The 18,805-nt window shown below is 61.7% G+C and carries 13 protein-coding genes, 1 tRNA gene and 3 pseudogenes; 9 read left to right on the top strand and 8 right to left on the bottom strand.

The window, feature by feature from the left end; translation table 11 throughout:
• Positions 1-31 precede the first annotated feature (31 nt).
• The 4 genes and pseudogenes from QO058_RS20445 to QO058_RS20430 form a co-directional block, all read right to left on the bottom strand.
• Positions 32-2,035, bottom strand: coding sequence for a DNA/RNA non-specific endonuclease (locus QO058_RS20445; protein WP_284168086.1), 2,004 nt, complete (start codon positions 2,033-2,035; stop codon positions 32-34).
• Between the two features lie 719 nt (positions 2,036-2,754).
• A pseudogene (locus QO058_RS20440) lies at positions 2,755-3,678 on the bottom strand (S1 family peptidase); the annotation flags it as partial.
• Positions 3,679-3,781: 103 nt separating this feature from the next.
• On the bottom strand, positions 3,782-4,528 hold the full coding sequence (locus tag QO058_RS20435) for an N-acetylmuramoyl-L-alanine amidase (RefSeq protein ID WP_284168085.1): 747 nt from the start codon (positions 4,526-4,528) through the stop codon (positions 3,782-3,784).
• A 34-nt stretch (positions 4,529-4,562) separates the two neighbouring features.
• Complete coding sequence (locus tag QO058_RS20430) at positions 4,563-5,879, bottom strand: glycoside hydrolase family 19 protein (protein WP_284168083.1); 1,317 nt, start codon at positions 5,877-5,879, stop codon at positions 4,563-4,565.
• Between the two features lie 743 nt (positions 5,880-6,622).
• On the opposite strand from QO058_RS20430, the gene QO058_RS20425 reads away from it, so the two are divergent.
• The 8 genes and pseudogenes from QO058_RS20425 (at position 6,623) to QO058_RS20390 (ending at position 15,811) form a co-directional block, all read left to right on the top strand.
• Positions 6,623-7,735 (top strand): trypsin-like peptidase domain-containing protein, encoded by a 1,113-nt coding sequence (locus QO058_RS20425; protein WP_284168082.1) that lies wholly within the window; start codon positions 6,623-6,625, stop codon positions 7,733-7,735.
• A 204-nt stretch (positions 7,736-7,939) separates the two neighbouring features.
• Positions 7,940-8,758, top strand: a complete 819-nt coding sequence (locus QO058_RS20420; RefSeq protein ID WP_284168081.1) for a hypothetical protein — start codon at positions 7,940-7,942, stop codon at positions 8,756-8,758.
• A 65-nt stretch (positions 8,759-8,823) separates the two neighbouring features.
• A complete protein-coding gene (locus tag QO058_RS20415) occupies positions 8,824-9,801 on the top strand; it encodes a hypothetical protein (RefSeq protein ID WP_284168080.1) in 978 nt (325 codons plus the stop codon).
• A 220-nt stretch (positions 9,802-10,021) separates the two neighbouring features.
• Positions 10,022-13,321 (top strand): annotated as a pseudogene (locus tag QO058_RS20410) (nSTAND1 domain-containing NTPase); the annotation flags it as partial.
• Positions 13,318-13,575, top strand: a complete 258-nt coding sequence (locus QO058_RS20405; RefSeq protein WP_284173090.1) for a hypothetical protein — start codon at positions 13,318-13,320, stop codon at positions 13,573-13,575. The pseudogene QO058_RS20410 and the gene QO058_RS20405, both read left to right, overlap by 4 nt.
• Positions 13,560-14,741 carry a cyclophane-forming radical SAM/SPASM peptide maturase GrrM/OscB gene (gene grrM, locus QO058_RS20400; protein WP_284172968.1) on the top strand — a complete coding sequence of 394 codons (1,182 nt, stop codon included), beginning with the start codon at positions 13,560-13,562 and terminating at the stop codon, positions 14,739-14,741. The genes QO058_RS20405 and grrM overlap by 16 nt, the downstream gene beginning before the upstream one ends.
• A 383-nt stretch (positions 14,742-15,124) precedes the next feature.
• The gene (locus QO058_RS20395; protein ID WP_284168078.1) at positions 15,125-15,466 is read left to right on the top strand and encodes a transposase; all 342 of its coding nucleotides are present in this window, start codon (positions 15,125-15,127) and stop codon (positions 15,464-15,466) included.
• 108 nt (positions 15,467-15,574) lie between these two features.
• Positions 15,575-15,811, top strand: coding sequence for an integrase core domain-containing protein (locus tag QO058_RS20390; protein ID WP_432211958.1), 237 nt, complete (start codon positions 15,575-15,577; stop codon positions 15,809-15,811).
• A gap of 266 nt (positions 15,812-16,077) precedes the next feature.
• On the opposite strand, the pseudogene QO058_RS20385 reads toward QO058_RS20390, so the two are convergent.
• Positions 16,078-16,731, bottom strand: a pseudogene (locus QO058_RS20385) (magnesium chelatase domain-containing protein); the annotation flags it as partial.
• Positions 16,732-16,957: 226 nt separating this feature from the next.
• Positions 16,958-17,278 carry a hypothetical protein gene (locus QO058_RS20380; protein ID WP_284168077.1) on the bottom strand — a complete coding sequence of 107 codons (321 nt, stop codon included), beginning with the start codon at positions 17,276-17,278 and terminating at the stop codon, positions 16,958-16,960.
• 162 nt (positions 17,279-17,440) lie between these two features.
• On the opposite strand from QO058_RS20380, the gene QO058_RS20375 reads away from it, so the two are divergent.
• A tRNA-Ser gene (locus QO058_RS20375) sits at positions 17,441-17,530 on the top strand.
• 278 nt (positions 17,531-17,808) lie between these two features.
• Here QO058_RS20375 and QO058_RS20370 read toward each other — a convergent pair.
• Together QO058_RS20370 and QO058_RS20365 are read right to left on the bottom strand one after the other, a co-directional pair.
• On the bottom strand, positions 17,809-18,126 hold the full coding sequence (locus tag QO058_RS20370) for a YHS domain-containing (seleno)protein (RefSeq protein WP_284172967.1): 318 nt from the start codon (positions 18,124-18,126) through the stop codon (positions 17,809-17,811).
• A gap of 173 nt (positions 18,127-18,299) precedes the next feature.
• A complete protein-coding gene (locus QO058_RS20365; RefSeq protein ID WP_284168076.1) occupies positions 18,300-18,785 on the bottom strand; it encodes a DUF6789 family protein in 486 nt (161 codons plus the stop codon).
• Positions 18,786-18,805: the final 20 nt, after the last annotated feature.

Genomic DNA, 18,805 nt, shown 5'->3' with positions numbered 1-18,805 from the left:
ATCTGGTCTGTCTTCGCCGCTAGCAGCAGCTTCAAGCAATCATCTCGGCATAGTGCCGCTTCAGCACGCCGCCGACATTCTGGAAATACTCCGCTTGGGCCGTTTCGCCGCTGAGTTCGAGGACGGCGAAGCCGTGGGCGTAGTACTCGCCATCCGGCACGATGCACGTGCCCGCGATGATCGCCGGCGGGTCGACGAGCTCGGCCAGAGGCTCGTAAGGGTCTTCGTCGGTGAAGACGGGCACGCCGCCGTGACCGACGCAGCGACCGCGCGCCAGCCCCGCATAAGGCTCGTAGACGCCGAGATTGTGCTCATGGCCCCAGAACCAGGCCACGACGTTGCCACCGGCCGCGACGAGTCTGTCGAGCACCGATTTGAGGCGCTGGTTCACAGGATCGGCGCCTCCGGAGGGCAGAGGGCCGCCCGGTGCATCGAAGGCGGAGAAGAGCTGGTGATGCGAGGCCAGGATCGTGCGACCGGGAAAGTCTTTCACCCGCTCGACGAGCCATAGCTGCTCGGCTTCCTCGATGAAGGTCTGGCGGTGCAGCAGCGGGTGGTAGTCGTTGCGGCCGCTGTCCATGGCGAGGATCTGCCAGGAATTGTCGGTGGCGCGCAGGCAGAACCAGCTGGCCTTCTGCCGCAGCTTGCCGGCATTGAGACGAGCGATGAGGTCATGATAGCCCTGACCGCCGCTATACATGTCGTGATTGCCGCACAAGGTGTAGATGGCGGGACGCTGCCGGGCACCCTGGTAAGCTTCGGCGATGATGTCCTCGAAGTTCGCTTTCATCTCGTCCGGCGTGCCGGAATAGTAGATGTCGCCGAGATGCAGGAGGATGTCCGGCCGCTTTTCGCGGATATTGCTCATCACGAGCCGTGCCGGACCCGCCCCTGTGCCCCAGTCGCCGAAGATCGCGATCCGGCTTGCGGGATTCATCGGGATCACTTGGGCGTCGTCCGGCCGCGGCACGACATAGACCCGGCGTGAGGGATCGTTCAGAACGCCATAGGCCTTCGCATGCTCATAGACCGTGTCGGCCCAGGCCGGGTCGCATTTCCCGGTCTTGGCCTGATCCAGCAGGGCATTCGCCGTCGCCTCATCGCCGAACACCTTGGCTTTGGTGAGTTCGAGCAGCAATGCCGAGCAATGCGAGGCGTGCTCCCGTCGCGTCAGGCCCTCCTGTCCGGACGACATGGTCGATTGTGCGCCTGACGCTGCTCCACCTCCCAGTGTCGCTTCGCAGGCGTGCTCGGCATCCAGTATTTCCAGTCCCTCGCGACGAACCGCCTCGGTCGACGGACGCGGGCCGTCCGCTGCGGCTGCAGCCCGGTCGCGGACGAATTTCGCGGTGGCGGACTGAAACACCGACAGGATCGGGTCACGGAAGGTTTTTGGCCCCGCTGCGAGTTGCTCGAGAGTCCGGCGCCGTCTAGTCTTGCGGGGCGCGCCGCGGCCTGGCAGCCCTTCGGCTTCGCGTACGTCGCTCCCGCGCGCGGTGTGGAACTGATCTGCCTCGTGAAGCTCGGGCGGGAACAGCACGAACTCGAGCCTGCGCTCGAGTTCGGCCAGAGGCAGCATGAACGGCTTGAATGCCGCCGGAACCTGAAGCCGCTCCTCCCAGCGCACGCCGGAGAGGTCCTGCTGCTGAACGAAGGCATAGGCGAGCAGGGCGTCGGCCTCGGCCTCGACCACCACCTTCCAGTACGCCTTCGGGATCTTGACCTGCACCCGGCCGTCATCGTCGACGCCGTGGAAGACATCGTCGCTCCGCTCGAAGATCGGGCCGGAGAACAGCGAGACCCGGCCGCCCTTCACCGCCTTGGCCACGAAGTTCTCGAGGGCGCCCCAATTGTCCCGGGCCTTGGCCGAGCGATTGAAGCCTGCCACCTGGGGCGAGCAGTTGGTCACATGGTAGGTGTCGCCATTGGCGCGGCGAAGCTCGGCGAAGCTGCGGCCCCAGGCGGCATCCTCCCGGCGGACGAGATGGCCCTTGTCGAAGGCCTGCCGGTCCTTGGTGAAGAAGCGGTCAGGCAACTGGTGAAGCGCCGGGATGCGCGGATCGGTGAACCATTTCTCCGTGTCGCTTTCGCCGAGCCCCCCAGCGCTCCGCGTGTCGTCGCCTTGCTGTCGTCGGGTCGCTTGGCCGCCGCCGTGCCGTCGACATTGGCCGCGGTGAAGAGCGCCATACGCCGCGCCTTGTTCATCACGACCGAGAAGTTCTGATAGCGGAGCACGTGGTCGCCATCGTCGAGCCTGGAGACCTGGGAGAGATCGCTCACCGTCGGCATCGGCAGCGGGACGCCAAGGAAATCCTCGCTGTAGCCCGTGCGGGTTTCGTAGTCCTCCTCGTGGAATGGCTCGACGGCCTTTTCGGCCGAGGTCGCGTCATCGGTTCGGCGGTGATCGTCGGTGGCCGGGCCCGTGCTCGCCATGCCGGCTGCGCCGAGACTCGGCGTGCCGAGGCGAAGCTCGATCTCGAGGGGCACCGTCAGGCGGACGACGCCGCCATCCGAACGAATGGTCGGACGGACGCCGCTATCGCTGGGGGGCATGCGATCTTCCTTGTCGTTCTCGGCAGGTTCGGCGGCGCGCTCGACACGGTTCCAGGCTGTACGCCAAGCGGTAAGATCGCCACGCGTCTTGCCGGCGAAGTCAACGCCGGCATCGACCACGCGCGCATCCGCCGCCAGCTCGGCGGCAGGGACCGCACAGTTGAAGCGCAGATATTCCCCGGCGAAATGCAGGCCCAGCACCTCGCCTGTCGTCAGGTCGAGGACCAGGGAACCGGAGGCGCCTCCCAGCGTCGAGGCGTTGTGCAGCATGGCACTGACGTCCTGCTCGTAGCTGGGATAAAGCAGCCGCGCCTGGCTCGCCGTGGCGCCCGCACCACCGATCTTGCCGGGCATCAGGCGCTTCACGTCGTAGATTTCGCCGAAGACCTGCCGCTGCACCCGGGCGGCATTGCGCTCCTCGTCGCGCGCGGGATAGCCGATGACGACGATGTCGCGTCCCAGCATCGCGTCCGGCTGCTGCAGCGTCAGCTTGAGGCGCGGGTGACCGGCAGGCAACTCGCCGAGCTTGAGCAGGGCCATGTCCCAATAGGGGTGCACCATCACCACGCCGGTGACTTCGAAGACCTGCCTTTTCCGATTGCCGTGCTCCTTCAGGAAGTCGACGAAAGGCTCGGCATCGGATGACAGGCGGACGTTCATGCGGCCGAGACCGTCGACGAACGCCTCCGCGACATGGCGATTGGTCATCAGCAGGCCGTCGCCGACCAGAAAGCCGGTGCCGAGGAAAGGTACGCCGCTGCCCGGCAGCTCGATACGGCAGGCGGCGGCGATGGCTGGCTTGATCAGCGCCTTGGCCTCGGGCGTATTGAGATGCAGCCAATCCTTGTGCTGCACGGTGTAGTCGCCATCCCGGATCAGGATCGGTGGCCGGCGGTCGGGGATGATGATCGCTTCGAGCGCGAAGCGATGCTGCTGGTCGAGCGGCTCGCGATGGCGCAATCGGCGCAGCGTCTCCTCGGTGTCGGCGCGCAGGGAGTCAGGCGTCCCCTCCGGCACCAGCTCCTCGCTCGCCTCTCGGCGGGACTCCAGTGCCGCGGCGGCGCGCTCGCCCGAGGGCAGGCGTGCGAGCGGGCTCTCCCGCTCGCCGGCTGCATCCTGGGCCATGATGCTGCTGAAGAAGTCGACCGATGCAGATCCGCTCACGATGCATTTCCTGTCTCGGGTAGCCTTGTCGGGACGCTGTTCTCCCGTCAGCGATTCGCCGCCGTCAGGCGCGCTTTGCTCGCTCAGTCTTGCCGGCGACCTTTTTCTTCGGCGCTGCCGTGCGTCGGCGACGAGGCGCCTCCCGGCCGGCGGCAACCTCAGGCCGGCCTGGCTGAAGTGCCTCGAAGCCGTCCTGCAACTGCCGGGCGGGGACACTTTCCCGACCACCGGCGAGCGTGGCGACATAGGCGCCGATGCCGGCCGCGATGCCCGCGGCCACCCTGTCCTTGTAGGCCGCGGTCTGCAGCCGCCGGTCTTCGTCGGGCACGTCCATGAAGCTGACTTCGAGCAGGACGCAGGCTGTCGCGGCGTCGTGGGAGTTGGGGTTGAGGACGCCAAGGCCGAGTGTCTTGACGCCGCCCCTGTTACGGTCCTTGAGGCCTGTCGCGGCGAGGGCGGCGGCCTGCACCGCCTTGCACAGCGCTGCGGATTTCGGGAAGTGCGTCGTATGGCAGAAGGTCTCGGTCCCTTGCGTCGCGCCGTCGAAGCCGTTGAAGTGGATCGAGACGAAGACGGGGGCTTTGAGTCTCGCCGCGACCTTGGCGCGGGCGGCCAGCCCCAGATTGTCGTCGGTCGTCCGCGTCAGCACGGCGTTGTGGCCGGCGGCCGCGAGCGCCTTGGCGACGCGCTTGGCGACATCGAGAGTGGCGGTCTTCTCCAGCAGCCCGCTCGGCCCCGATGCATGGTTGGCGTCGGATCCGCCGACGTTCCTGCTGCCGCCGTGGCCGGGGTCGATCACGATATCCACCATTGTAGCCTCCCTCCTGCTTTAATTGGCGCGCGCCTCAGTGCCCGTCGCTCGACCAGTGCGGCGGGTCGCTGAGCAGCTTGATGACGCGGTATCCCTGGCCGATCGCGATCAAGCGCGAGTTCGAACCGTTGCGCGGGCCGGTGGTGATGGTCTCGATCGCACCATCGCTCCGTTTGATGGTCAGCGGCCCCGTCCATCTGAGCGTCATGTCGACGGCCAGCCCGTCGGTATGGCGCGAGTTGAGCGATGGCGGCTCGCGAAGTCCGGGCGAGATGCCGTAGGCTGCGACCATCGCGCGGGCGGCGGCGAGGGACTTCGCCGGCGTCGGGTGGCTCCAGGTGATAGGGACGCCGGCCATCGCCGGTATGATCATCGCGTCGAGTCCCTGCTTGGCGATCCGCCAGGCAAAGTGCATCAGATAGGCCCGCTCGGGTGGCCGCAGGGTCGCGGATATGGTGACGCTGGCGCCGGCATCCCGCAGAGCCTCGACGAAGGCCGTCGCGCGGTCGCGGAACGGCTGCGCGAGGTCATCGAGCGCGCGGCTTGTCGGAAAGAACGACACCCAGTGCGCGCCCGATAAGCTTGCCGGCGGCGCAGCGGCGCCTTCAAGTCCGCGCGCCGCGCCGCGGCGCTTTACTGGGCGCGTCAGCAAGGTTTCGAGGGCGGTGACCCGCCTGCGGACCGCCTCGGTGCTCGGCTTCGGCGGCACGAAGGCCTTCAGCGCGCGCTTGAAGTAGGTGCGCCGGTCGTCGAGGCCCTGCAAAGCGGGATTGATCCGCTTCGTCACCGCCACGATGTCCTTCTCGGCGATCCCCGTCGCGACATCGCTGATCTTGTTCCGCCGCCAGTAGGCCAATGCGATGGCGAGCGCGCTGTCGGCGGTGCGGCAGAGCTCGGGCATCTCCTCCAAGGGCATGCCGAGGAGGTCGCCGGCCTTCCGGAAGTTGCCGCGCCCCGTGAGCTGGATCAGGCCGCTGCCACGGTAGACCCAGCCGTCATCTGGGTTCACATTGCCATTGCGGCCGGCATAGACATAGTTGGCGAGCTTCTGCGGGCTCCTCAGATATCCTGCGGCGAAGGCCGCGCCCGGAAAGCGCGTCTGGCCGAACACCTTTATGAGCTGTGCGGCCTTGGTGTAGTGCAGGTTCTCGTCGAGGCGGCCGAGGCAATATGTCTCGGCGGCGATCTGCGCGATGAAGTGGGCGATCCGGACGGGCGTGTCGAGCCCGGCCTTCGGGAATTCTCGCGGCGCCTCCGTCAGAATTGCTTCGAGGATATCCGATGCGGCCGCGGGACAGACCATCTTCAGGCGCGCCGCGGTGACGAGCTCCATGACCCCCGATCCGGACATCCGTTCCTCCTGAAAACGAATGGCGAACACCTGCGCGGCGTGCACGCGTATACAATTCCATTACTCTTGCTAAAACTCAACGGAAGCTGCGTCACGATAACTTGCGAGCGTGCTTTACGACAATACCGACTCATGCTTGCATGCCCTCTAAACTTGTGCAAGTCAATTGAGGGAGCTTCGGGAGTGGCGCGATGGCGGTCGTGGAAGAGGGCACGGCGTTGCTGATTGGCGCACAGGGAAAAGAACTGACGCGGAGGCCCACGAGCGACCATATCAATATAGATTTCCAAGTGTTTGCGTGTAATGTTAAATATTAAAGTGTCATACTTGTAGTGCTTTTTTGACCTATAAATAGAATATTAAGATATTAAAATTCTATTTATACTATACAAAATATACTCTGGATTAAAGTTTATATCGAGGAAAATTTATTCAAAACTAAGATGTCTAAGACCTCTCTGTTATTGGTGTCAAATGACGATAGTATGCTTATGAGTGAGATATCCAGATCACGTCCATGTTGACGGCTCATATCGACCTTTCGCTGATCGGTCTCGCAGGAACCCTGAACCTGATGCGCGAACGACTGCATGACGCGCCTGGGACACGCCAGAGTGTATTGGCCAAGCGCTGCGGCTCATGCCGCCGACGATCGCCGACTATATCCCGGGCTGCAACTGCCGGGCTCTCGACCCATGAACGAAACGAAACCTCCCACGCGGGCATCGGGATGATGGGGAGTCTTGTTCTTAGTTTCTCCGGGTGAACAAATCGATCAGCAGGTGAACGCAATGGACTGGGATCAACTGTCGGGTTTGCAGCAGAAACTGTTAAGGGCGGCCATCCTCTCGTCATATGTCAACCAGACAAGCTTTAGCATGTTTCTCACGGCTGAGCTGAACAAGCCGCCGCTCGCGAATTTCACCGCGGGCAGAAGTTTCGAGGAGCGAATCTTTTCATTGATCCAGGTTTCCCAAGCCGAGGGCTGGACCGGCGACCTCGTCGACGCGTTGCAGCGCGACCGCCCGCGCAATCCTCTCATGAGATCTCTTTCCGACACGATCAGGCTGGCGGAGGTACGGCCGGCCGGTGGCGGAGACGCAGGGCGGGGCCGTTCCTTCGGACTAGAAAGGATCGTCAGCGGTGGAGGATTTGCCGATATCCGTGTTTGGGCGGAGAAACTCGCTCAGATCTGCGAGGCGGTTTGTCGGATCGAGTCGCCGGCCGGAAACCCCTGCGGCACGGGCATCTTGGTCGACCGCGACCTGGTCCTGACGAACTTTCATGTGGTCGAACCGCAATTGATCGGCAATGTTGCGGAAACGGATATCGTCTGTCGCTTCGACTTCGCCCGCGATGCCGCCGGAATCTCGGACGGCACGCCTATCGGACTCGCTGGTGGCAGCGGGTGGAACGTCTGGTCGAGCCCATACGATCCCCAAGCCGACATCGGCGGCGCAGGTCTTGCCAATCCGCAATGCCTAGATGCCGCATTGCTCCGTCTGCTCCATCCTGTCGAGTCGAGCCGCAAGCCGATTAGGTTGCAGCCGAACGCCACCACGCCGGACGATGGCCAGCCGGTCCTGGTGATCCAGCACCCAAGAGGCACGCCGATGGCCCTGGCGCTCGGTTCCTCCCTCGGCCTCAACCAGAATGCAGTCCGGCTGCGCTACAATGCCGATACCTTGGCGGGATCTTCCGGTTCGGGCGTCTTCAACCAATCCCTCGAATTAGTCGCGCTTCATCATGCCGGCGATCCCGCCGCGATCATCCGTGCGCGATACAATCAAGGCATTCCCATATCAGCGATCGCGAAAGCAATGCCCAAGTCCTTGCAGGCGAGTTCGCTCCGATAGTGTTGGAGCTCGCGGCCGCGCAGAGACCGTAACACCTTCGTTGCCGAGGCGTGGACGGCGGCAAACGCGTCGTTACGGCAGGGAAGTGTGCAGCCCCGTCAGTGGGCCAGGCGGATCATGATAACACTTGCTCTTTTCTATATACGCGACTGATAGTGTATCTGTTAGAACCCTCTGAGCCAATTTCCCAGTTGGGAGGCTAGAATGGCTTACCTTGACGGACAGGGCCTCGCAAGCCTACGGGACGCAATTTCAGGCGGCGGCAAATTCCAACGCGGATTTGTCGGGCAGGATGACTTTGCCACGTTTGTAAACGAAAGTTTCAGTCTAAATTTTAACAATATATCAAAGGGTGAGTCTTTTAGCGAAAAAGTATATAATTTTATCGACGAGCTAAATGTTAAAGGTGATATCGACGAATTTCTATATTTATTGTCTGAATACTGGGACAGGAAGGATCTTCTTCAACTGATTCGAAATCTGCTAGACGAGATAGAGGGTACCGAATGTGCACGTTCGTATTTCGTCAGCTATGCAGGCTTGGAAAAAGAATCCAAGACAAATCTCACGAGGGCCGGCGCTTTCAGTTCTCTTGACGGGTGGGCATGCCTTCCTTCAGGGGATCGCAAGATCATCAAGCTCACCGAAACGATCAAGGGAGAAATCGACCGGAGCGAATTGTTTGTCGCGCTCGTTGGACGTTACTATGTCCGATCGGATAAGCTACAGGGCGAGATCTTCGACTATGCCCTCGACAACTGGCGTGCGAGTCTGAACCCTGCCGATGGGCATCGGTCGAACCGCCGCTTTGCGGTTCTGTTCCTGGATCAGGCCGGGCGGAATTGGTGGGAAGATAGGTATGCCGCGAGCGTACGGCAGTCGGACTCACTGTTGATCGAGGACATCGGTGCGGACCTCGCGATGTCAGCGCCTTCGATCCGCGATTGGCTTGCAGGTGCGTCTGGGATTGGGCCTAAACCTGACGAGAGCCAGCTTAAGCCCGAAGGGGGGCGTCCAAATTAGATGGGGCGCCGCTTGAGCCGGAAGAGGTTCAACCTGAGCCCAATGGCACGCAGCCTCAGCCGAACATGCCCACTCCCGTCATTCTCCTCGGAGAACCCTTCGGGACGTCGCCGGACGAGGCGCAGCACGCACTGAAGGCACTCCAAGACATATTTGGTCAACAGGTCACCCGTTGGCCTGACAATTGGTATTTAGATCTACTGCTCCCGACCAACACGGCGCAGCAGATGCTGCAGCAAAAGATGATCTTCGTTCGTGCCGTCACCAATACAGCAGCAAGCGTCGGCGAGGTCCGCAACGCTCTCAAGCCATTCCTTCTGAACAGGTTCGGATTCCTGATCGGCGACGAAGAGGAATGGAGGCAGCGGTTGGGGACCTTCACCAGAATCTATTGGCGGCCCAGCGGTCCAAAATGGATCATGGATAGCGCCGAGCCCGCCGAGCTCGGCTGGACCGGCGAGGCTCAAAGTATCGGCATACGCCTGGCTCAGATCGCCAATCTCGCCGGGCTGCACGAAAGCGCCCGGGTGGTCCGCTACGAGGATCCCAAAGCAGACGATGCCGAGCAGACCCACAGAAACCGCAAAATTCTTGCCGACAGTCTGGAATACGCAGCCCGCGCGGGGAAGAACGGTGTCGCCACCAACACGGTGCGGATCTCGTTCTCCAATCTCGAGGACAGCGTGCGCCGCTTCGTTCCTGGCGGACTAAACGTCATTGCCCTCCATGATCTCGAGGCCCGCCCGCGAGATCGCGACGACACCCTGCTTCGATTTGCGGGAGCGGATGCCCGGATCGACAGCGTTATCCGGAGCCATTTTCCGCCGGGATTCGAGGACGAAATCATCAGGGTCGCGGTCTTGCTCAAGAATCCCTCCGAGTTCGACGGCTTGACCTTTAACCAGGAAACCGCTGTCTATCGCTGGAATCTTCTGAAATGTCCGACCGATCAAGCCGGAAAGGTATCGCCTGACCCAGCCGATCTCAATAACCTTATAACGGAGGCATCCTTCCGGCTGCAAAAGATGGGGACAGGCGCGTGACTGCGCGCGAGACCCCTCGTTCGGCCAGTCAGGTCATTGCGTTCATAGAGCGTTGGCGGAGCGGGGATCGAACCTGCGTACCGGCCAGCGCCGGCGCTTTAGTGGCGATGCCCTATCCCGGCCTGCGAAGCTTCAAGAAAGAATTGAATGAGTTCTTTTTCGGGCGGGAACGCCAGAAAGCGGACCTGAAGGCGTTTTTCACTGGCGAGAAGTCTGGGGCTCCATCCGGGGGCGGCGGATTACGTTCGTGGTCGGCGGATCGGGCAGTGGAAAGTCCTCGCTGACGCTCGCAGGTTTAATCGCAGAGCTCAATACCATTGCGATTCCCAATCAATCCGGCACTTGGTACGTCGCCGAGACGCGGCCACAACGGGATGCGACCAAGGAGTTCATAAACGGCCTTGCACAGGTCGTTATCGGATTCTTCGACAATGCGCGCGTTAGGTCGGAGACTCCCGAGGAAGGCGACGCCCGGATCAAGAGCCTGGCGGACGAATTTGGAATACAGATCGCAGACGCGCGCGATCGCAACGAGATTGCAACAGTCTGCCGCAGCGAGGTCGAGCGGCGCCTGGCTCCGGAGCCCGGCAAGGCCGAGCGGCGCAGCATCGATGTCAACGCGCTCTTCGCGTTCGTGGACGACATGGTCGACAGGCTCGATCAGATGGCATCGCAACTGCAGCGCTCGGGTAGCCCATGCCTTCTCATCCATATCGATCAGTTCGAAGAAATCTTCCGGGAGGAAACCGACCCTGACGGCCGCGAAGCCCTTCTTCAGGTCCTTCGCAGCATCCACGAATACTCGCCGCCGAATCTGTTTCTCGTCGCCACCCTGCGGAGCGAGGAACTCCATCGCTGTTCCGAGTACGAGGGGCTGTCGGATGTCATCAACAGCTCGATGTACCTCGTCGATCTCGTCTCGGCGGAGGAGATCGAGCGGGCCATCGTCGAGCCCGCGAGGAGGCAGGCGTCTCTGTGGGCATTGCCGACCACCCAGACTCGGACGTCGCCTTACACACTGGAAGCGTTGGGGCTCTTAAAGCGCGCCTATCAGCAAGCCGGATCCACCGTTGGTCACACGGCAGACCAACTGCCGCTCCTGCAGCACCTGCTGCCCCTGGTATGGACCGCAGCGGTCGACGACTGGCTCGGGAAGAGAGACCAGACGCCTTCGGTGGCCTTCGAGATCACAGGTCATCATATTCGGTCCATCAAGGGATGGAAGGCTCGCGCCCGCAGCTCCAGTAAGGAGCAGGCTCATAGCGATCTCGGGAACTGCCTTAATGCCCATGCCGATGAGGTTTTCAAGGAAGCCATCGAGAGGTGGCGAGGCGAGGCCATCGATTGGAAGATAGCCAATGACTCCCCCGAGAACCGGTACGCGGAGGCCGCGGCACTGGTCGCCGCCTTCACCGCACTGGCCCTGCTCGACGACCGCGGGCGTCCCGCCCGCAGGTTCGCCACTCTTGGCGACATGATGGCCACGATCGGAAAACCCGTCACCCGCGACGGCCTCGCGCGCGGCCTTTCAGCCTTCGAGGACGCAGGCTTCATCGAGCGCATCGGCGAAGGTTCGGGCGCCCAATACAACGTGAGCCACGAGGCGTTCATCCGCAATTGGAGCAAATACGTTTCGTGGCTGGAGGAAAAACGCTTCCTCGAACAGAGGTTGCGCGACATCGATTACGGCTTGCAGCGCAAACCCGGGCAGGGATCGGGATCGTTCCTGGATAGGGTCATGGCCACTCGGCCTCGTGATGCCTACAGTCTGATCCCGGATGAGACGGGAAAAAGCCTGCAGAAGATTTTCGGCGCCTCTCCCATCTACAGCAGAAGCTGGGCGGCCGCAGCCCTGCCAAAATCAGGTGCGTCCGGCAGAAGCGACGAGACCGTCCCGCTAGCAAGTCCCGGCGATCGCCTGGAAGCCGTCGAAAGCGCCTGGCAATTGGCGCAGTGGTGGCAGACCCATGGCCCTAAACGTCAAGCAATCGTTTCCTTGGCGGCTATCGCCGTTGCCTCCCTCGCCGTGCTGCTGGCGTTTCTTGCGGTTTTTTTATCGCGGATTGTTGAAGAGAAAACATTACTCGCCCAAGATTTGGAGAAGAAAAATGCGGAAAATGCGGAGCTGGCGGCACGAAATGAAAAGCTCGGGCAGCAGCTTCATCTCGCTCTGATCGCGCAGAGTTCTTCGACTCCAAGTAATAGCCGCACTTCCGTCAACGACCGCGAGGTTTTCGCTGCATTTAAAATCGCGGAAACCTTTGCGGATAATAAACTCGAACCTGATATTAGACAGAGATTGAGAGAAACGGTTTCACAGCTAGACAAGGGTACCAGGCAGATCCTCGGCCAGGAAATTTCCGTTCAGTCCAGGGCCAAGCTGAATCGCATGTCCCGTCAGCCAAAGCTCCTGCTGGAGAACTACCAGCAAGCTCACTGCGAAATCACCGAACCGGGCAGTACTGAGAAAGGTATCCATGCCCAAATTTCTGACAGCATGGCCGTAGGTTTCTGGACTGATGACGGACTGATGTGGACGCCACAGGCGCGCCCGCTGAATGCATTGCAGGAGCCGCAAGGCATTCCATCGGCCGCGCCCCTAAAGCTGGACAACGGCTACCTGATCTGCCTGTCACATGACGCAAGATGGCTGCTGTTCTGGTCCAATTTCGAGCAGTCGCCCGTACTGACACGGATCACTTGGCGCGAACACCAGGGTGTCTACAAAGTCAACATGTCCACAAAATTCCGCCAGGCGCGATCCGCGGAAGCATTTGCGCGGCTGCGCAGTGCGCCATTCAAGGCAACCTTCGGTGACATTACCGCCCGCAGGGATGCCCGCAGCCGCGTGGATCAAGTATCGTCCTTCAACAATGAAGGCGCGGCTGGGTTCGCCATAAAGGGCCCGGAAGGTGGGATCTTGATATGGACATCCAGTGGGTTGGACGACGCCAATGACGCTGTCGCCGCCGGTGACAAGGCAGCGTTGCCGCCGGATACTGCGATGAGCTCATGTCAGTATAAGCGGGTTTCGGCCAAGAGCGGGACCGGCGGCGGCGAGATCAACGAGTGTACAATTCCCGTCCCCGAACTTGATGGGCACAACCATATTCTCGCGATCTCGTACGATCCCAAGAGTTGCGAGGATCCAGAAAAATGCAGCTCGTCCATCGAGCTGCGGTTTGAAACAGATGCGTCACCGGACCAGGAGACGATCGTCAGAGCTAAAATCCCCCATTCCTATGAAACCATTAAGAAAGCCGGGGTCTGGAACGGCTGGCTTTGGCTGCAGGACACCGCCGGCCGACAATGGCGCTACATCGTATCGAAGCAAAGGGCAGATGCCCTTTTGGAGCTGCGGTGGCTCGGCGTGGAGTGGAAGACGCCGGACGGATCCGGAGAGGCTGAATACAGGCCCTCGATGAGCTGCATGCAGCTCGCATCTTGCAAGCGGATGATGGATGCGAGTGAAGATGACTGGCCCGGAGCTCCATCCAAACCTGGCGGACCAAAGCCATGAAGAAGACAAGTACAGTTGTACTGCTCGGCCTCGGCCTATCCAACGCTCACGCGCACGAGGTCGATACCGATCCGATGAGAGAGGAGCCACCTATCCAACGCATCGAGGAGATACGCCGGGCGTTTCTCAAAGCACTCAATGAACCACGGGACTTGCCGAGCTCCCTGACCCATAACCGGATGGCGCAGTATTGGCCGAACTGGCCGAATTTCAACAACTGGAACAATTGGGGCAATGGATGGCGGAACTTCTGAGATCAAAGCCCCCTCCCGGAAAGACCAGTCTTCTCGTCCTTCAGTCCACTTCGTTCTGCAATATCTCTTGCGAGTACTGCTATCTCCCGGACAGGAACAGACGCCACGTCATGTCCCTGGCAACAGTGCAAGACGCGATAGCGTTTATCTTCAATGAGAATTTGGCGGCACCGGACCTGACGGTATTGTGGCATTCCGGCGAACCGCTCGTTCTCAAACCGGACTGGTATCGCAAGGCCTTTGATGCCGTTTCGCAGGCCTGCCCGCAAGGCGTGGCACTCCCTCATGCCATCCAGACCAATGCCACACTTATTAATGGCGAATGGTGCGACCTATTCGAGGAATATGGAATCCGCGTCGGTGTCAGCCTGGATGGTCCGGCATCGATTCATGATGCACGTCGCAAGACTCGATCCGGTCGGGGAACGCACGATCAGGTCATGCGCGGGGTCAGCTTGCTGCAGAAGAGACACATTCCCTTCCACGTGATCGCGGTGGTCAGTGCGGCCAGTCTCGACGCAGCCGACGATATCATCGATTTTTTTGCATCGCATGGGATCACCGAGGTCGGGTTCAATATCGAAGAGATCGAAGGGGCATCCAAGACCTCGACATTGACAGCATGTTCAGCGGAGCGCGTTTACGACTTCTTCGAACGTGCGATCGAACGGGCGTTAACTTTCGATCCGCCCGTGATTGTCAGAGAAAAACGCGATTTTCTTCACTTTCTTGCCAGCCCAATCTTCGGGCGAATGTCGTCTAATGCCCAGAATAGCCCTTTTTGCATTGTCACGGTCTCGGCAAACGGGGAGCTGTTCACGTTCTCGCCGGAGCTGGCTGGCCTGACCGATGTCGAGGGAACGTCGTATTCTTTAGGATCTTTGCCAGGAGCCTCCCTGGAGGGGATTTTGAAGTCGGATCGATTCCAGTCGATGTCGCGAGAGATCCGGCTGGGTGTAGATCTCTGTCGCTCATCCTGCGCATATTTCGACGTCTGCCTCGGTGGCGCACCGGTCAACAAGCTGGCTGAGAATGGCACGTTCGCCAGTGCCCAGACGATGTATTGTCGTTTTGCCCATATGGCAGTGGCGGATGCCGTTCTCAACAATCTGGAGAAATCACTGACTCAGAGAGCGGTGAGAGCCAGCGACGGCGTGGACAACTGATGCCGGTCCCTGATGTGTGGCAGCCGCGTAATCCTAACCGCTTCGTCGGAAACCCAACTATGGCCGCCAAGCCCCCATGCATCAGACCAAAACCGGGCCACTTAATCGGGGCAGGCCAGAACTTGCCGTTGAACGACACGATGAAGCCCTTGTCCGGAAACTGCTGGGCGAAAGTATCGTAGCATCTCAGCAAATGCCTAGCCAACGAGGCGTGTTGAACGCGCCAAGCCGATTACACAGCATCCTCACAAGGCAGTTGGCCACCAAACTGGATCACTAGAATGCGGTCATTCTAGGCGTCAGGATGGAATGCGCCCCTTGAGGCGGACAGCGTGACGGTGAGCAATTGACCGGAGAGCCGGGCTTTCGAAGGATGAAAGCCCATGGCCCGACACCGCACTCACAGCATCGAATTCAAGCGTCAGGTGGCGCAGGATTACCTGGCCGGCGAGACGCTCCACAGCCTCGCCCGTCGGCATGACCTGTCGCGCAACCTGATCCGCATCTGGATCCAGAAGTTCGAGGGCGGCGCCTTCGACGCCGCCGCCGATACGGTCGAAGCCTACGGGGCGCGCATCGCCGCGCTGGAGCGGCTCGTTGGCAGACAAGCTCTGGAGATCGAGTTCCTAAAGGGGGCTCTGAAGCACGGACCGCGGCCGAGAAGTGCGACTACATCCGTCGTCACCGGCCCCGCGGCATCTCTGTCGCAGAAGGATGCCGGCTGATGGGATCGCGCGTTCGACGTACTACGACAAGCCGGCCATCAGCATCGACGACACCGCGCTCGTCGAGACGACGACGGCGATCTGGCCGAGCACGGTTTCGTCGGATCGATGGGGCGACGCGGCAATCCGTACGATAACGCCAAGGCCGAGAGCTTCATGAAAAAGCTCAAGGTCGAGGCCGTCTATCCGATGGCCTACGAGACCTTCGAGGATGTCGCTGCCGACCTTCCGCGCTTCATCGATCAGGCCTACAACGCCAGCCGATTGCATTCCGCGCTCGGCTATCTCAGTCCGCAACAGTTCGAGAATCAACACGCTCGGCTCACGGTCAAATCCGCAGCCTGATCCTGTCTACCCCAGGGGCGTACTCCAGGAATAGGCCAGCTTTGGCTGCGTAGCGCACCGCCCAAAACCGGACATTCCCAACGACTGCAAAGGGCCATTAGCTCCGCTTGGCACTTCCCGGTTCCGGGACTCCAGCTCCTTCGTGAGTACGATTTCGACACGCAAGAATCGGCTCCAAGATCAAGCCCGGCGCCTTCATTCCTCGCGCGTGGCAAGCGTCCCAACGAAAACAAGGACTTGCGTCCTTGCTCGCGCTAAGGATTAATAGGTCCGTTCATGAACAGGTTGTGGCCGCCGGCGGCGGCGATCTCGAGCACGCGCTTGGCGCTCTCCTGGCCCTTGATCTCGCGCAGGTCAGGCAGCCGCCCGCTCTGACGGGCGACGGCGGGCTCAGGCCGCGCCATCACCTGCGTGCCCTTGAAATGGTTGGCGAGCTGGATCAGCGAACGAGGCGCGAGGATGTCGAGGTCACGCGCCGCCCAGGCCGCTTCCGGCCCGCTCGCCGCCGGGCAGATCAGCCCCTGCCCTCTGCCATAGGCCGCGATTGCCGCCGGCAGCACGCCGGCGACGGGCGTTATCGAACCGTCGAGGGCAAGCTCGCCGAGCACGGTATAGCCCGCGAGCGCATCGACCGGGATCGCCCCGATCGCTGCCATGACGCCGAGCGCGATCGGCAGATCGTAATGGCTGCCCTCCTTGGGTAGGTCGGCAGGGGCGAGGTTGACGGTGATGCGCTTGGCCGGCAGCGCCAGTCCCGAGGCGATCAGCGCGGCGCGGACCCGCTCCTTGCTTTCGCCGACCGCCTTGTCGGGCAGGCCGACCAGGATGAAGGCGACGCCGCCCGGCGTCACCTGAACCTGGACATCGACGGCGCGTGCCTCGATGCCCTCGAACGCCACCGTCGCGACCCGCGTCACCATCTATTCGCCACCCCGACCCCGCGCAGTGACGCTAACGGAAGCGCGCTATGGTTGCAAGAACAGACAGGGAACTTTTTATGGCAAGCGCCTCGCTGCAGCCGGGCAGCATCGCGCCGGCTGCAGTGCGGTTCTCGCGCAGGAAGAACATGGCGGCCTCCGTCGGCAATGGACGCAGATATAGGTATTGGCCATACGAACGCCCGGCGCCGGCCGCGAGGAGGCCGCTTCACCGTCGCGTGACGATGCCGATCTCGGGTTTGCGCGCAGCACCGATCCAGAGCAGCAGGAAGCCGAGCAACAACCCGGCCGCCGCTGTCGGCATCTGCAACGCATGCACAAGCACCGGGTCCCAGAGCAAGGGATGAAGATTGCGCTCGACGGCAGGTTGCAGCAGGCGGAAGCGTTCGCCGACGAGCGTCAGCAAGGTCTCGCCGAGCGGCGTGAAGCGCAGGAGCGAATTGGCGATCGAGCGCGCCCCGTCGGTGAGCAGCGTGACGAACCCGCCCGCGACGAGAACATAGCCCAGAATCCTGACGAGAAAGCGCAATTCATCCCCCGATTCCCGCGATGGCCGGCACTGGCGCGGCCGGCCCGCATGTGTCCCCGCACCCGGAGCATTGCAACGGCAAAGGACAATTGCGCGCAACCCCGCCGAGCTGTGGCATTAGGCCTTGAAAGAAGCGCGCTTGGACGCCATAAGCAGCGCGCCGGACAGGTGGCCGAGTGGTTGAAGGCGCACGCCTGGAAAGTGTGTATACGGGAAACCGTATCGCGGGTTCGAATCCCGCCCTGTCCGCCAGCTAGTCTTCGAGTTTTCCTACGTACCGCAGAACCACGCAAAATGGCCGGTATATCCGGGCCCTGGACCGCGTCGCGCGCTTCTCTCCTTCACGCCGGTCTACAAAATTGGCACGTCCCCCGGGCCCAATTCGGCTCGGCCCCGCGCTACTGCGGTTCTCTGCGACAATCGCAATAGCCAAATTCGTGTCGCTAATTGGCCCTTTCCGGGCGCTCGGATTGTCTGTTTTCCGGCGGCGCGATCAGATACTCTGAATACTCGCGAGTCTCAGGGCCGCATCAGCGCGGCTTACGGGCCAGACTCGGCCAATTGGCGTCGGCTTGGGCGATGTAGGCCTGGGTTTTCGCCAGCCAGGTCTTTCGCACGCCGAGGTCGTAGTTCAGGTAGAGCCTGCCATCGACAATCGACCAGGCTTCAGGCTCGATCTTGACGAGATAGCCGCGCGAGGTGCCGTAGGCGCAAAAGCCGCCATAGGCCGGCAGATAGCGCTGCGGCTCCGCTTCGAACAGCATCTTGTGCTCGGCGCTGATGAAGCGCCAGGGTGGCGCCGCCATGGCTCGTCGAAAATTCCGGCTTGCCGAGCAGCGGTCCGCCATTGCGGAAATAGGCGACCGGGTCATAGCCGCGGATCGCGAGCCCGTCCGGCGAGCCCAGCGTATTGACCGGGTGGGGCATGTCGGCCCAGGCAGCCGGGCCGGCGAACATTGCGCCGGCGAGCAGGATGAAGCTGCGCCTGTCGAGCATGGCGTTTCTCCTTTGATGGGGCTGTTCAGGCGGCGCGCGCTTCCAGAGCCTCGAAGACATAGGCCGCGAGGTAGCCGTAGATCGCGTGTCCGACGAGACTCATGACGGACAGGCGCGGCACGTCGCTCAGCAGGAAGTGCTGCCCGGCCAGCGGGGCGAAGAAGGCGAGCGCGATGAAATAAGTAATCACCCCCCAGATCCAGCCGTCGGCCGGCATGCCGAAGCTCTTCACCCGGCGCGTCAGGAGCCAATAGCCGAGCGGATAGAACAGGAAGCCGGTGGCGAAGTGCAGCAGCTTGGCGGTTGGTGTCGAGATCGCCAGGCCGAACTGATGGGCGAAGAGCGACTTCACCAGCTCCGGTGGTTCCAGTGCGTATTCGGCGAACCAGGCGGTCGGCACGGCCGAGAACAGCTCCCAGAAGCCGAGCCCGGCGAAGCCGCCGAGGGCGAGGTTGATCATCGTGCGGGTAGAAGGCAGGGCGAACCCCTGGGACAGGGCAGTCGTTGTCATGGCTTTCTCCTGTGCTGCGC

Source organism: Bosea vestrisii (assembly GCF_030144325.1).
In the GTDB taxonomy this organism is placed as follows: domain Bacteria; phylum Pseudomonadota; class Alphaproteobacteria; order Rhizobiales; family Beijerinckiaceae; genus Allobosea; species Allobosea vestrisii_A.
Note: the sequence above shows the minus strand (reverse complement) of the source record. Positions and strands in the feature narration are given on the sequence as shown.